We start from the raw sequence: 14,500 nt of genomic DNA on the forward strand, positions 1-14,500 counted from the left end.
CTTGAAGAAAATAGTCATTTTGGGCGGCGGCTACGGCGGCGTACTCACGGCTAAGAAACTGGCAAAGAAATTTAAGAACGACAAAGATGTAGAAATCAAACTGATCGACCGAAATCCATACCACACTCTCTTGACTGAGCTGCATGAGGTTTCTGCGAATCGCGCACCTGAGGATTCGATCAAAATTGACTTGAAGAAAATCTTTGCCGGCCTGAAAGTGGATGTTGTTCTCGACGAAATCAGCAACATTGATTTCAAGAACAAGAAGCTGAAATCCGACAAAGCTACCTATGCTTATGATTACCTGGTAATCGGCACAGGAAGTAAACCAACCTTCTTCGGAATTCCCGGAGCTGAAGAGAATACCTTCTCCTTCTGGTCTTATGACGATGCAGTTGCCCTGAAGCGTCAAATCCGCGACATGTACACCAAAGCTGCGAAGGAAAAGAATGCGGCAGTACGCCGTTCCATGCTGACCTTCGTAATCATCGGTGCCGGCTTCACTGGCGTCGAGCTGGTTGGTGAAATGGCTGAGCAACGTGAAGAACTGTGTAAGGAATTCTTCATTGATCCTTCCGAAGTAAGATTGATTGTAGCTGATATGGCTCCGAAGATTCTGCCTATCCTTCCAGAGAAGCTGATTCAGAAAGCCGAAGCCCGCCTGCGTAAGATGAATGTAGAAATTGTTACCGGCGCCAAAATCACCGAGGTAGGCACAGGTTCTGTAGCCCTCGGCGAAAAGAACATCGTGGATGCTCAGACCATCGTCTGGACGGCCGGTGTTGAAGGCTCCGAAATCGTTGGCAGTCTTGATGTTCAGCAACAAGGCCGCAAACGTATTGTTACGAATGAACACCTTGAAAGTGTTGACCATAAGAACGTATACGTTGTAGGGGATAACATCTTCTTCATCCCTGAAGGCGAAGAACGTCCAGTTCCACAAATGGTTGAGAATGCTGAACAAGCTGCACCTGTTATCGCGGGCAATATTACTGCCGATATCAAGGGCACGCCTAAAAAAGCTTACAAACCAGGATTCCATGGCACCATGGTTTCGATCGGCAGCCGCTACGGTGTAGCGAACGTTGGTCTTCCGGGCAAATTCTTCATGCTGACCGGCTTCATGGCTATGCTGTCCAAACATTTCATCAATATGTTCTACCTGTCCCAGGTTGTGGGTTTCAACAAAGTATGGACTTACATGATGCACGAGTTCTTCCATGTTGAGAACCGCAAGAGCTTTGTCGGCGGATACTTCTCCAAGCGCTCGCCGAACTTCTGGCTCGTTCCGCTCCGTATGCTTTTGGGTGGTATGTGGCTATATGAAGGTATAGAGAAGATCAGAAAAATCTGGGTTGATCCCAATAAGATCTTCCTGATTCCTGCAGCTCCTTATGCAGATGCTACTTCTGCAGCCAGCGTGGCTGTGGATGCCGTTAAAGACACCGTAGATGCCCAATCTGCAGCTTCCGCAGTATCCACTGCCAAAGAAGCAGTATCGGCTTTGCCGGTTCCAGGTTTCATCTATGATATTTCTAACTGGTTCATGGATCTTATGTTCTACAACCCGGACGGTTCTTACACCTTCCTGGCTAAATGGTTCCAAATCGGCATGGTTTGTGCCGAAATCGTCTTCGGTGTTATGCTTATCGTTGGTTTGTTCACGGCTATTTCTTCCTTGGCTACTATAGGTATGGCGGTCATGATCTGGACCACCAAGATGGCAGCTACAGAAATGCTCTGGTACGTTGCGGCAGCTATTGCCTGCATCGGCGGATCCGGCAGCGTGTTCGGTCTGGATTACTATGTTCTTCCTTGGCTCAAGAAGCAGTGGAAGAGGATTCCACTCGTCCGGCGCTGGTATCTGTTTACCGACTGACCATACGGGTAACTTCTTAGTAAGTGTATAACTTAAATACAGAAGCGGCGTACGCACATGCTGCGCTGCTGCAAGCTGAATATGATGTTCTTAAGAGTAATGTGTCCCTAGGACACATTACTCTCCTTGTTTAACAAGGGGAAAGCACATATCTGCATAAAGATGTACAGAATGGTTTTGTAGGGATAATCAGGGCTGTGGTTTCTTCCGGCAAAACCGACAAGAAGGAGAGAATCTTGTGAATAAAAAACTCATTGAAGATACATTCCGGATGCTTCAGGCTGAAATGTCCCCGATCGCCGGAATTCAGTTGTATCTCTCTCCGGCAGAATGCGAGCAATTGCTCTCGGTACTGGAACGCCATGATCTGGAATATGACCGCAAAGTCCATTTGCTAGGTATTTATACCATTCTTACCGTGGCTGCACAGCGCCATATGGAATGTGTCCCACATCATCCTGACCTGACCCGCAGCATTTTGGATGGAGATTACCTATACAGCTTTTACCTGCAGTTTGCAGTGAAATGCCGAGAGTTGGATCTGGTTGCTTATTTGGCTCCCTCAATCAAAAAAATGCAAATTGGACGGTCAAATGGAGATTTCACGGAACAGGATCCGGCCCAGGGGTTTGATGAATTCCTCATTCAGGAGCGCAGACAGCGAAGCCGCACAAGCAAAGCCATTTGACAGGTGGGAACACAAAAGATGAAGCTGCACGAAGCCTTGCATATTGATCTCAATGAAATTAACCGTGAAATTAAGAATTTGGTGACCCGCGATAAGGATGTTCCCAAAAAGTCGCTGCTGGCGCAGAGTATTCTTGAACTGACCGGCTCCGGCGGCAAACGGCTACGCCCGCTGATGGTCATAGTCGGCAGCCGGTTCGGACGCAAGCCGGCCGGACGCAGAACCCTGCAATTATCCGCAGCCGCTGAATTCATCCACGCCGCCTCATTGATTCATGATGATATTATTGACGACGCCGAACTGCGGCGGGGCGAGCCTGCGCTGCATACCAAGACCGGCATCCTATCCGCTGTGCATATCGGCAATTATATGTCCGCCCGCGTCATCGAGCTGCTAAGCAAGTATTCAGGTGATAAGAACCGTTACGTTCACGATCTGTCTTCTGTGGCCACTGCCCAGTTATGTCTGGGGGAATACCAGCAAATGGAGCATGCCTTTGATTACAACCTGACACTTGAGCAATACCTGGAGAAGTCCCGTAACAAAACAGCGCTGCTGATGGCTACCTGCCTGCGGGTAGGTGCACTATCCACAGAAAGCACCGAAGAAGTCGCCGATCTTCTCTATAATTTCGGCGAATCGCTCGGCATGTCATTCCAGATTCAGGATGACATCCTCGACTTCACCCAGTCGGCGGATGTGCTCGGCAAGCCAGCAGGCAGCGACCTGCGCCATGGCCAGGTTACCTTGCCTGTACTTTTCGCCCTGCAGGACCCTGAGCTTGCCCCTGTGATCCGCCGGATTGGCCCCTCTTCTTCTTCCGAAGAGGTTGCGCATGTCTTGGAGCTGGTAAAGAACAGCGACGCTCTGGCCCGCACAGAAGCTGTCAGCCAGGACTACCTGTCCAAGGCCGCAGCGATCGTGCAGCAGCTCTCCAGCTTCCCGGCACATGCCGATCTGGAGATCCTGCTGCAGTATTTCGCCGGACGTGACCGGTGAGCCTGAGCAGCCGTGCAGCAGATTAACCACGGCACGCTATATCAATTTCTAAGTAAACGAGTCCTTTGGGGCTCGTTTTTTTTGCTTTATGCGAACCCCCGCCTATATCCCAGCGATTTTTATGAAAATCCTGCACAGAATACAACATTTCCCTCATAAACCTGACTCAAATCCAAAATTGTTGTACAAAAGGCAACATTTCTCCTCTTCCGAGCCGCTTAACGGAACAATTGTTGTATTTCATACAACAATCCGTTCGAATACCCTACTATTAATGAATCAGAGTTGTAATACGTACAACATTATGCCCTTTCAGAGTTACTCAGGTACTTTATAGAGACCTAAACTATACAAGAACCCAGTAGGGTAGGATTCATTCGTGTTTTTTTGATGGATTATACTGTACGGTGCGCAGCAGAAATAGTTAAGCTGGGCATTAATTCTACCTGTATGATGTTGCTAAACAAGTGAACGCAGCAACGCGAACGTGAGCGTGTTTAGCTTAGTGGTTTTGCTTTTAGGTTTGCTTTTTAGGTTTGCTCTTGGGGGTTGTCTCTTGGGGGTTGCTCTTGGGGGTTTGCTCTTGGGGGTTGTCTCTTGGGGGTTGTCCTTGTGTGTTTTCTCTCGGGGGTTTATCCTTGTGGGTTGTCCCTTGGGGGTTGTCTCTTGCGGTTGTCTCTTGCGGTTGTCTCTTGGGGGTTGTCTCACGGAGGCAAAAAGAAAAGCGCGAAGCCTAAGCTTATCGCGCTCTTTGCCGCCCGCCCCGCTGGGTAGGCTTGTTGTCTTTTTGAAGTTAATCTTGCCTGGGGAGAGGTTAGGACGGAACGGAGAGGAATTTTGGAACTGGAGAAGCGTCAGCGTTCGCCTGAAAGCTTTCCGTAGGAAAGCTCGCATCGGAAGCATACGCTAAGCTCGGATTCCTACCGCAAACAGCGGTTCAAATCAGGGAATCTGAGCTTAACAGCGACCGGAGGTCCAAATATTCATCGCAGTGCAGCATCCCAACCTCTACCGCGCGGCCGGCAGCCAGCCGCCAGCCGCGCCTCCGCAAACTAATTAACGTAAAAATAATCAATCAACGTACACAGCAATATCACCATACTGATCACCTGGTTCAAATTATAAGAGGCCACCTTCATCATCTTACGGTTCGAAGGTTTGATGATCTTGTGCTCTGTCATCAGCAGTAATGTAGCAATCCCGATGCCCACTAGATACATCCAGCCAAGATCACGCCAGAGGTACAGGAACAGCAGCAGCATAATCATAATGAAATGCAGCCCCTTGGAGATCCGCAGCGCGTTCTCCAGTCCAAAGAAGCTCGGAATGGACCATAAGCCATTTTTCCGGTCGAAATCGATGTCCTGGGTCCCGTAGATGATGTCAAATCCGGCAATCCAGAGCATGACCACCGTCCCGATAACGAATGGAGTGAATGCAATATTCCCCGTTACAGCAAACCAGGCACCGATCGGCGCTGAAGCAATCACGAAACCCAGATACAGATGGCTCAGGAAGGTAAAACGCTTCGTGTACGAATAGCTCGAGATCAGCACGATGGCCACCGGAGACAGCAGCAGGCAGAGCAGATTCAGCATCCCGGATGCGACAATAAACAGCGCATAGTTGATGATGATGAACAGGATGACTTCCTTCTCAGCGATCAGACGCTGCGGCAGATGCCGGTGTGCGGTACGCGGATTATTCCCGTCAAAGGTACGGTCCACCAGGCGGTTGAACGCATTGGCCCCGTTACGCGCGCCGATTAGAGCGATCAGCCCCCACAGCATCATATGGCCGGAAGGCCAGCCTCCCGCCGCCCATACCATCGAGATGATGGCAAAAGGCAGGGAAAAGAGCGTATGGGAGAACATGACCAGCTCGCTGAACATTTTCAATTTAAGTGCCGTATGCTTAAAAGCATTAATGATAACCATAATGTTGTGCCTCTTTCTTCAATGAATCGCTTGCTTGACCAGGGACAGCACTTCATCCAAGGCAGCAAGCATAGCATCAATATTCTCTGCGGTGACGACCAGCGGCGGCTGGAAGGCGAGAACATTGCGGCCTATGCCGTTTTTGCCGATCAGGTAGCCGCGGTCCTTCATCTCTTCGAGCACATGGTCTGTCCGCTCAGCCGCACCCTCAGCTTCGGAGCCGGCAAGCTCGGCACCCAGCATGAATCCGGTCCCCCGCACATCGGTGATCAGCGCAGGATAACGCTCCTGAAGCCGGAGCAGGCCTTCCTTCAAACGTCCGCCCAGCTCAGCCGCACGTTCCGGCAGCCGTTCACACTGGATATAATCCAGCACAGCCAGCGCCGTAGCCGCGGATACAGGGTTGCCCCCGAACGTCGAGGCCGAAGGCTTGTTCAGTGAAGCGGCAATCTCATCTGTAGTCGAAAATGCGGCGACAGGTACGCCGTTGCCCAGTGCCTTAGCCATGCTGATGATGTCCGGAACTACGCCGAAATGCTCAATGGCAAACATAGCTCCCGTACGGCCATAGCCGGTCTGAATCTCATCGTCGATCAGCAGGACACCGTATTGCTCAAGCAGCGCCTTCACCTCGCGGAAATAAGACAGGGCTGGCATAATCATGCCGCCATTCCCCTGAATCGGTTCAACGATCATGGCGGCGATAGTATCACCTTTCTCGGCGAGAACACGCTTCAGGCTCTGAATCGACTGCGCAGCAGCTTCTTCCAGCGTCATCTCCGGATGATACGGACGCTCAATGAACGTCACATCTTCATCCAGGTAAGCGTCTGTCCGCCACATTTGCAGGCCGGTCACGCTCATTGTAAGATTGGTCCGTCCATGCAGTCCGGCTTCCAGGGCAATGAACCCTTTGCGTCCGGTATGCATCCGGGCCAGCAGGAGTGCCCCTTCATTCGCTTCCGAGCCGCTGTTAACGAAGAAGGTCCGGCGCAACGCGCCCGGCAGCAGACCCTCCAGACGCTCGGCCAAATCTACATTCGGCTGGGTCAGATAGACGGTCGAGGTATGCTGCAGCTGCTGCAGCTGCGCTATCGTACGGGAGGTAATCGCCGGATTGCAGTGGCCGCAGGCGACAACCGATACCCCGGCGAAGAAATCCGTATATTCTTTGCCGTTCTCATCGTACACGTACTGCATGCTTCCGCGTACCAGTTGCGGGGCATCCCGGTAAAAATGTGCAGTGCACGGGTAGAAATACTGCTTTCTTTTGACGGCTACCGCATCTCTTCCAATGATGTTGCTCTGTTCCATGAAGGTTCCCTCGCTTTCAGCTGCTGATAATCCAAGATGATGGCCATAATGTGGATACGAAGTATAAATCAGCTTATTAGTTTGTGAAAATAATAACTTATCAGTACACCACTTACCGTTATTATACTCGCCCTAGCGTTATTTTAAAATTGAATTATTATTAATTAAATTGCAGTGAGCCCAGTGTGTAGCCCGCGTATACCGGCTTAAGTCCTCCCAGCAGATCATCGCCCAGCTTCGGTCCGTTAAGCGCAGCCTGGTAAGCAGCAATAATCGTGCGCAGTTCATCTGTGCTGTAAGTAGCCCCTTCAATCCGGAAGCTCGCAATCCCAAGTCCGTGCATCTCATCCAGCATCGGCAGATAACACAGCTCTTTGGCGAACAGCAGGTGGCAGCGGCCATATTGGTCGCGGTAGACCGGATTCTCACCTTTGTCGGTTTTGAGCACCAGCACATCATTGCTGACAAACTGGTTGTCTTCCTCACCAATCGGCTCCATCACTTCCGTATTCTCGAACAGATCATGCTCCATATACATCAGTGCAGGCGTTCCGTGAACCACAACTTCCAGCGGTAAATCGCTGCGCGAGATGAAGGAGGCAAAGTGCTCCAACGTCATTTCCGGTGAAACTGTAAGCTTCGTAAGGCCGAGTCCGGTATACAGTCCGGCAGACAGGTGGTTGTAAACATTCAGGTTGGCATCGCCAATCATCGGGTAACCGGTCCCGCGGTAGCGGCGGATTGCTCCAAGGTTCGTAATCATCAAGCCGTCAATCGGCAGCTTCTCCCCGTTCAGCAAGTGGTCATATTGATCAAAATGCAGCTCCGTCATCATCCGAGGCATTCCGAGGTACAGCTTAGTCCGGCCTTTGATGGCTCCAAGCTCCTTAATATCCTGCTTCGTGAACGGACGGTCCGGCTCAAACACATCACCCGGAATATATAAGCTCTCTACACCCATCTCCAGCACGACGCGCGCCTGTTCCATATTATTCACCCGCACAGCCAGCTCCGGCTTCGTCTGCTTACTGCGTTTATCTTCGGCCATCCGTTCGCGCAGCTGCATTACCCGTGCTTCGGACAGCTCGCGCTCTGCAGTCGGTGTACTGAATACTTTGCCAGTGCTATAGAACTTGCCTGTACCTTCATAGCGGCGGTTGATATTCGTTAGTCCCGGTTTGCCAAAAGCGTACGCGGTGGAAAAATCACGTTTGCGGTTCTTGTACAGCTCTTTGGAATCCACCGTACGGTCAAAGCCCAGCGGATCATCGATATAGCGGTCAATCGCATCGCCATAGCTGTTGGCCAGGTTCACCATAAACTCCTGGTCGCGCATGCGGCCTTCAATTTTGAAGGAAGTAATACCGGACTCAATCAGCTCCGGAAGATGCTCATACATGAACATATCCTTCACGGCCAGCGGGTATTCCGCAGGGAAGACATAGCCGTCACGTTTGATCCGGTAATCCCAGCGGCAAGGCTTCATGCATTTGCCCCGGTTGCTGCTCATCCCGAACACCTGGGAACTGAAATAGCAGTTCGCTCCGTGCACGGAACACATATCGCCATGGATGAAATATTCCAGCTCTACACCGCTTCTGCTTCCCAGCAGCTTCGCTGTCTGCAGATCCATCTCACGGGAGGTAACGACCCGGCTGACGCCAAGCTCCTTCAGTGCGTGAATCATCTCCAGATTATGCACATTCATCATGACCGAAGCGTGAACCGGAACGGTAAGCTCCATCTCACGGATCAGCTCCAGCACAGCCATATCCTGAACGATCAGCGCATCCGGACGGGCGCCATCCAGAAACTTCAGGTACTCTCGGGCTTCTTCCACGTCTTCTTCGCTAAACAGATTATTTACGGTGACGTATACTTTTTTATCCAGCTTGTGGGCGATCGACACGGCTTCAATTATTTCCTCATGACTTAAGTTATAGCCCTTGCGCATCATTCTCATATTCAGCACCGGACCGCCGAAATACACGGCATCACACTTCGATTCAATCACAGCCTTGAAAATCTCAAACGTTCCGGCAGGTGCCAACAATTCAATCTCTTTACCATTAAAATAACGTGCCATTCTTGTTTCCTCCTAAACTTCCTACAATAATGCTACTGCAACTCCTAAGACAACGAACATAGCAACAAACAGCGTATCAGCGACGCCCCACCTGAGGCGGTGATACCGGCTGCGCGGCGCATCCATACGGAAGCCCCGGGCTTCCATCGAATACACCAGGTCCTGGGCACGCCGGAAAGCACTGGCGATGACCGGAACCAGCAGGGAAACTAGCATCCGCGCCTTCTCTTTCAAAGGGAGCTCCTTCAGATCCGCGCCGCGCGAGGCCTGCGCCTTCAGAATAATCTGCGCTTCATCAAGAATCGTCGGGATAAAGCGCAGCGCGATGCTGATCATCAGCGTGATCCGGTCCGGTGACAGGCCGAGCTTCTTAAACGGAGCGAGCACACCTTCAAGGCCCTGGTTCAGCTTGCCGGGCGTTGTCGTAAAGGTCAGCAGTGCCGTGAAGGTCAGCAGGAAGAGCATGCGGATGACTGAGAACGCCCCCAGCCGCAGGCCTCCCTCATGCAGAGAGAAGGAGCCCAGCGACCACAGGACATCCCCTTCCTTCACGGACAGGGACTGCACAATGAAGATGAATAACATCAGATAACGCAAAGGCTTCGCAGCCTTAATGAAATACTTTAGCGGGATACGGGTGGTTGCCATAACAATGATGGAGAACAGGGCTATGAGCCCAATCGCCATCCACGAATTGGACAGCAGGATAATCACTACGTAGAGCAGCATGCCCGTAATTTTGGACCGGGCATCCAGCTTATGGACCCATGAGCCCGTATCAATGCTGCGTCCCAGCAGCAGGCGTTCATTCATGGCCATTCCCCTTTTCTTCCATGCCGGCGGCGTTCTTGCGCTCTGCGAGCAGGGCGGCGATCCGTTCCGCGAGGGCCTCCGCCGTAAGGAGCGGCTTCTCGCCGGCCAGGCCGAAGCGCTGGGCGACGGCCTGCCAGTACCGGAGCGACTGCGGAACCGTCAGTCCGCAGCGCTCCAGGATCGCCGGATCAGCGGCCAGCTCCTGGCCGCTGCCCTGGAAGGCGAGCCCGCCGTCCTTAAGCAGGGCCCAGCTGTCGGCATACGGCAGCAGCTCATCCATCCGGTGCGTCACGATGATGATCGTCCGGCCCTGCTCGCGGCACAGCCGCTCCAGCAGCGCGATCAGCTCAGCGCGGCTTACCGGGTCCAGCGTCGCTGTCGGCTCATCCAGCACGACAATGTCCGGGTCCATCGCCAGCACGGAGGCGATGGCCGCCTTGCGCATCTGTCCGCCGCTCAGACGGAACGGATTGCGCTCAAGCAGGGCCAGATCCAGGCCCATGTCCGTCATCGCTTTGCGTGCCCGCTCCTTGGCCTCCTCCGGACTCACGCCGAAGTTAAGCGGCCCGAAGCAGAGGTCCTTCTCCACCGTATCTTCGAACATCTGCTGCTCCGGGAATTGAAAGACCAGTCCGACCCGGCGGCGCAGCGGAAACAGCTTCGGCGACTTCTCTCCTGCAGTGATAGTCACATCAAGCACCTGCACCGTACCATCTGTCGGTTTCAGAATCCCGTTGAACAGCTGGAGCAGTGTGGATTTACCGGAGCCCGTTGCCCCGGCAATCCCGGTCAGTGACCCCTGGGCAATATTCAGATTAATCCCATGCAGCGCCGTCTGCTTCCACATACTGCGGTCAGCATACGTATAGCTTACTTCCTGAAGTTGTATGGCCATAGTGTGTCTATAAGCTCCTTTTCGCTGGCGGGTACATCCACCGTAATCCCCCTGCTCTGCAGTTCACGGGCAAGACGCCAAGGGTAGGGTTCCCGCAAATGGCATTTCTCCAGCAGGTCTTCATTACGGAACAGCTCCGCAGGCGGCACATCCGCCGCTATGCTTCCGCCATGCAGCGCAAGCACACGGTCCGAAGCCAGGATTTCATCCGGATCATGTGTAATCAGCAGTATCGTGTACGCCCCTTCTGCCTGCATGTCCCGCAGAATGCCCATAAGCTCATCACGGCTGCCTTCGTCCAACATAGAAGAGGCCTCGTCAAGGATGACGATGCCTGGCTTCATGGCAAGAATCGAAGCAAGCGCGACACGCTGCTTCTGTCCGCCCGACAGCTCTCCGGGATGCTTGGACAGCAGATGATCAATGCCCATCTTCACGGTATAGAGAACAAGCCGCTGCTTCATCTCTTCGTAGGGCAGACACAGGCCTTCCAGGCCGAAGAGGATATCTTCCTCTACCGTCTGTCCGATGAACTGGTTATCCGGATTCTGGAACACCATCCCGATGCATTGCCGGATGTCTCCAATTGTCTCTTCCTGCAGCGTATGTCCGCAGACAGTAATCTCCCCGGCACTCTTAGGCAGCAGTGCATTCAGAAGCTTGACGAGCGTAGATTTCCCGCAGCCGTTGGGTCCTACTATGCTTACCCATTGGCCCTGCGGGATAGACACGTTAATATCATGGAGAATCGGATGCTCCGGATCATATCCGAAGGAGACCCCCGCTAGCGTAATAACGGCCGGTTCCTCACCGGCCTCTGTATCATTGTACGATTGATTCATGTTAGTCATCCTTCCGCAGCTAGTGACCCGGTCCGTTCAGGAACTCTTCAAACAAGGATATCTTGGATAGCGAGTCTACGACATACCGCACGGCGAAGCCGACAGCAATCCCTGTCACGATTCCCATAATCAGCAGAACCGGCAAGTAGTATAAAATACTCATTGATTTGAATACAATCGCTGCCGCCAGCAGTTGTCCGGTATTATGGGCTAGTCCGCCGGCAATGCTGATTCCGATTACACTGAACTTCTTGCCGCCGAGCTTCACCAGTGCGAACATGACCACAAAGCTGAACAGCGAGCCGAACAGGCTGAAGAGCAGACTGGACAGTGTACCGAGCAGAAATGCGGTCAGCAGCGTCTTCAGAATGACCAGCACGAACACATCTCGTCCACGCAAAAAGTAAATACAGGTCAAAATCATAATATTGGCGAAACCCAGCTTGGCTCCGGGCATCAGCCCCATTCCCGCAAGCGGAATCTGAGCCTCGACAATACTCAGCACTACGGCAACGGCCGCGAAAATCGCAATAATAACCGTCCGCTTCAGCGCTGTAGCCGATTCACTACTGGACATAGGCATCTACTTCATCCTCCCCCGACCCGCTTGCAATTTCAACTAATACCCGGTGCGGAAGGCATACTATGGTCTGCTTGGGCAGCGTGATAAATCCAAAGCCGAGACATACCTGATCGGGACAATCCGCATCGTACATCTCAATCCCGTAATCATGCACCTTCAAAATGTTATAGCCCCGATCTGTGCGAATATCAATGGTTTGCTCTTCTTTGGTAAGCGTTACTGTTTTGAACAGCTTGCCGTCTACCGTTATATTGGCCGTAAGTTCCTTGCCCGGCCCACCTTTATCAGCATCATTTGACAGCCATCTCGGCACCAGAAAAGCGAGCGCAGCAATCAGAACGATAGAAATCAGCAGCACATCTGCGCGTTTCATAGAAATCTCCCTTATTTTTTAATTAAAATCCAGACTTAATAATTATAACGGTCCGCCCGCAATCCTTCAATGAATGTAGTCGTTAATTGTCGCATTTCAATGGCAGTTCACAAAATAGGCACGCAAAGCAGAAGCGGAACCCACCATAAACTGGATGGCATCCGCTTCTGCAAGAAATATAAGGATAACCGGAAGAACGCTGCATCCTTATCCTGTTTTGACGGGATAGCCTGTTTGAATAGGTTCCGGCTTCCGTCCAAAGTAAGACAGAAACAAGCCGGCGAATTCCGGGTCCCATTGAGTGCCCCTTCCCTGCTCCAGAATAGCCAGCGCCCGGTCGTGATCCATCCCTTTGCGGTACGGGCGGTTAGAGGTCATGGCATCATAGGCATCCGCCACAGCGATAATCCGGCCATGTAAAGGAATATCCGTACCGGCAAGGCCATCCGGATATCCTTTACCGTCATAACGTTCATGATGGGAACGGACGCCGCCCAGATAGGGTGCCATCTTTTCTACCGGTTCAATCTGCCGCAGAATATTCTCTCCAAGCACCGAATGGCTCTTGATCTGGTCAAACTCCTCATCGGTAAGGGCTTCTTCCTTGAACAGGATGCTGTCCCTCACCCCAATTTTGCCAATATCATGCAGCAGGGCCGTCTTGCGCAGATCGTCCAGCTGCTGCCCGGTAAGTCCGGCCAGCTGGCCGATAATGACAGAGTATTCCGCGACACGCAGGGAATGCCCTGCCGTGTAAGGATCACGGGCATCCAGTGCCACAGCCAGTGTAGTGAAGTAGCTGCCCAGCAGCTGCCGGCTCTGTTGCTCCCGGGCCTGCAGCCCCCGGACCATCATATTAAACCCCGCTACCAGCTTAGAGAATTCATCGGAGTACTCATCCTGCACCTGAATCATATTGCCGTCTTTCACATGATTCATTGCCTGATACAGCTCATTAATAGGGTGCTGCACACTATTGGTCAGCAGCCATGCCGCAATAGAGGAGAAGAGCGTGCCGATCAGCAGCACCATACTCGCCCAGGCCCAGTAACTTTGAAGCCCCACCACAACTACAGGACTCTCATGACCATTCAGACGAATGTGGGTAGCCATGATAAACAGGAACAGCGGAAAGGTGCCGATCAGCATGCAGCTCACCAGAAACTTGGGACGGATAGGTACAAATACATGTCCTTCCAGGGAAAAGTCGACGCCATACTGCTCCAGCGCCCGGTTCCTGAATTCTTTGATCAGCGGAATAATGGCCGTACAGGTCAGAAAAAATTCAATCAGCGCATGCATACACGCCACAAGAACAGCGCCGCACATAGCCAGAATCAGATAAAAATACGGGATAGTGATCCAGCCGTTGTAGATCATCCAGAATGTCATCAGGACAGCCGGGAGGGACAAGCCCAGAAGGTGAGGCCCCATAATCCGCTGAACCGCGCGCTTCGGCAATTGATGTGTATGCAGATATGCCTCTTCCAGCATAGACAAAGTAAGGTTATCTTCATACAGCGCAGTGCGTACCGGTCTGATCTGATTGATAAAAACACCGATCTCCATGACCGCCATGATCACGAATGACAGGGCGAGCACAAGCAAGAGCCTGAAGTATTCGATGCTGCTTATCTCCAGAGAGGAGAGCAGAATCAAACTCCCTACCGCCAGTACCGCTACTGCTGAGCCGAATATATAATTCCGGATCTGATTTTTCAAAAATCTTCTGTATAATCTCATCTGTCCCATCATCCGTCCCGGCCTCAGCCCAATATCCGCTTGCATTTCTATATATCGCATGTTATAATAATATAATATTTGTTTTCGTGTATGATTATCCCCATCAAGAAGATGTCAGGCCGGTGAATTACTTGTCTTTATTATCGGCAGTTTGGACACAAAATCTTACGTTTTCTTGCAGTACTTTTCCTTTTTATGAGATTAAATTCGAACATAGCATTCCGATTCGCACTGGCGCGGCCACGGAGCCGCAAGGACAAAAGAGAGGTAGGGCTTTTGTCGTATTGGAAGGATTTCTCTCGCCACACGGCTGCTGGAAATAACAAGGAACAACGACACCCGTTTCGC

The 14,500-nt window shown here is 52.0% G+C and carries 12 protein-coding genes; 3 read left to right on the forward strand and 9 right to left on the reverse strand.

Annotation, left to right across the window (positions count from 1 at the left end):
- Position 1 precedes the first annotated feature (1 nt).
- The 3 genes from NSU14_RS29355 (at position 2) to NSU14_RS29365 (ending at position 3,566) form a co-directional block, all read left to right on the forward strand.
- Positions 2-1,879 carry an FAD-dependent oxidoreductase gene (locus NSU14_RS29355; protein ID WP_039309805.1) on the forward strand — a complete coding sequence of 626 codons (1,878 nt, stop codon included), beginning with the start codon at positions 2-4 and terminating at the stop codon, positions 1,877-1,879.
- 238 nt (positions 1,880-2,117) lie between these two features.
- Complete coding sequence (locus NSU14_RS29360; protein ID WP_039309806.1) at positions 2,118-2,567, forward strand: hypothetical protein; 450 nt, start codon at positions 2,118-2,120, stop codon at positions 2,565-2,567.
- A gap of 18 nt (positions 2,568-2,585) precedes the next feature.
- Positions 2,586-3,566: a polyprenyl synthetase family protein gene (locus tag NSU14_RS29365; RefSeq protein WP_042133185.1), complete on the forward strand. Its 981-nt coding sequence runs from the start codon at positions 2,586-2,588 to the stop codon at positions 3,564-3,566.
- Positions 3,567-4,618: 1,052 nt separating this feature from the next.
- On the opposite strand, the gene NSU14_RS29370 is transcribed toward NSU14_RS29365, so the two are convergent.
- From NSU14_RS29370 to NSU14_RS29410, 9 genes are all read right to left on the reverse strand, one after another.
- Positions 4,619-5,503, reverse strand: coding sequence for a UbiA-like polyprenyltransferase (locus NSU14_RS29370; protein WP_042133181.1), 885 nt, complete (start codon positions 5,501-5,503; stop codon positions 4,619-4,621).
- Between the two features lie 18 nt (positions 5,504-5,521).
- The gene (locus NSU14_RS29375) at positions 5,522-6,817 is read right to left on the reverse strand and encodes an aspartate aminotransferase family protein (RefSeq protein WP_336103530.1); all 1,296 of its coding nucleotides are present in this window, start codon (positions 6,815-6,817) and stop codon (positions 5,522-5,524) included.
- 160 nt (positions 6,818-6,977) lie between these two features.
- Positions 6,978-8,903, reverse strand: a complete 1,926-nt coding sequence (locus NSU14_RS29380) for a peptidase U32 family protein (RefSeq protein ID WP_336103531.1) — start codon at positions 8,901-8,903, stop codon at positions 6,978-6,980.
- A 21-nt stretch (positions 8,904-8,924) separates the two neighbouring features.
- Positions 8,925-9,716 (reverse strand): energy-coupling factor transporter transmembrane component T family protein, encoded by a 792-nt coding sequence (locus NSU14_RS29385; protein WP_076246078.1) that lies wholly within the window; start codon positions 9,714-9,716, stop codon positions 8,925-8,927.
- Positions 9,709-10,611, reverse strand: a complete 903-nt coding sequence (locus tag NSU14_RS29390) for an energy-coupling factor transporter ATPase (RefSeq protein WP_042133171.1) — start codon at positions 10,609-10,611, stop codon at positions 9,709-9,711. The genes NSU14_RS29385 and NSU14_RS29390 overlap by 8 nt, the downstream gene beginning before the upstream one ends.
- Entirely contained in the window at positions 10,587-11,453 is an 867-nt protein-coding gene (locus NSU14_RS29395) for an ATP-binding cassette domain-containing protein (protein WP_340948163.1), read from the reverse strand. The genes NSU14_RS29390 and NSU14_RS29395 overlap by 25 nt, the downstream gene beginning before the upstream one ends.
- 19 nt (positions 11,454-11,472) lie before the next feature.
- On the reverse strand, positions 11,473-12,036 hold the full coding sequence (locus tag NSU14_RS29400) for a Gx transporter family protein (protein WP_042133170.1): 564 nt from the start codon (positions 12,034-12,036) through the stop codon (positions 11,473-11,475).
- On the reverse strand, positions 12,020-12,409 hold the full coding sequence (locus NSU14_RS29405; RefSeq protein WP_039309813.1) for a NusG domain II-containing protein: 390 nt from the start codon (positions 12,407-12,409) through the stop codon (positions 12,020-12,022). Before NSU14_RS29405 ends, NSU14_RS29400 begins: the two co-directional genes overlap by 17 nt.
- A 207-nt stretch (positions 12,410-12,616) precedes the next feature.
- Positions 12,617-14,131 (reverse strand): HD domain-containing phosphohydrolase, encoded by a 1,515-nt coding sequence (locus tag NSU14_RS29410; protein WP_340948164.1) that lies wholly within the window; start codon positions 14,129-14,131, stop codon positions 12,617-12,619.
- Between the last annotated feature and the right edge of the window lie 369 nt (positions 14,132-14,500).

Source organism: Paenibacillus sp. FSL R10-2771 (genome assembly GCF_038000205.1).
Lineage (GTDB): Bacteria > Bacillota > Bacilli > Paenibacillales > Paenibacillaceae > Paenibacillus_AQ > Paenibacillus_AQ phytohabitans.

What these genes read in the sequence shown, in the direction of transcription:
- NSU14_RS29365 (WP_042133185.1), top strand. Translation starts at nt 2,586, where the DNA reads ATGAAGCTGCACGAAGCCTTGCATATTGATCTCAATGAAATTAACCGT.
- NSU14_RS29400 (WP_042133170.1), bottom strand. Translation starts at nt 12,036, where the DNA reads ATGCCTATGTCCAGTAGTGAATCGGCTACAGCGCTGAAGCGGACGGTT.
- NSU14_RS29385 (WP_076246078.1), bottom strand. Translation starts at nt 9,716, where the DNA reads ATGAATGAACGCCTGCTGCTGGGACGCAGCATTGATACGGGCTCATGG.
- NSU14_RS29405 (WP_039309813.1), bottom strand. Translation starts at nt 12,409, where the DNA reads ATGAAACGCGCAGATGTGCTGCTGATTTCTATCGTTCTGATTGCTGCG.
- NSU14_RS29380 (WP_336103531.1), bottom strand. Translation starts at nt 8,903, where the DNA reads ATGGCACGTTATTTTAATGGTAAAGAGATTGAATTGTTGGCACCTGCC.
- NSU14_RS29370 (WP_042133181.1), bottom strand. Translation starts at nt 5,503, where the DNA reads ATGGTTATCATTAATGCTTTTAAGCATACGGCACTTAAATTGAAAATG.
- NSU14_RS29390 (WP_042133171.1), bottom strand. Translation starts at nt 10,611, where the DNA reads ATGGCCATACAACTTCAGGAAGTAAGCTATACGTATGCTGACCGCAGT.
- NSU14_RS29375 (WP_336103530.1), bottom strand. Translation starts at nt 6,817, where the DNA reads ATGGAACAGAGCAACATCATTGGAAGAGATGCGGTAGCCGTCAAAAGA.
- NSU14_RS29395 (WP_340948163.1), bottom strand. Translation starts at nt 11,453, where the DNA reads ATGAATCAATCGTACAATGATACAGAGGCCGGTGAGGAACCGGCCGTT.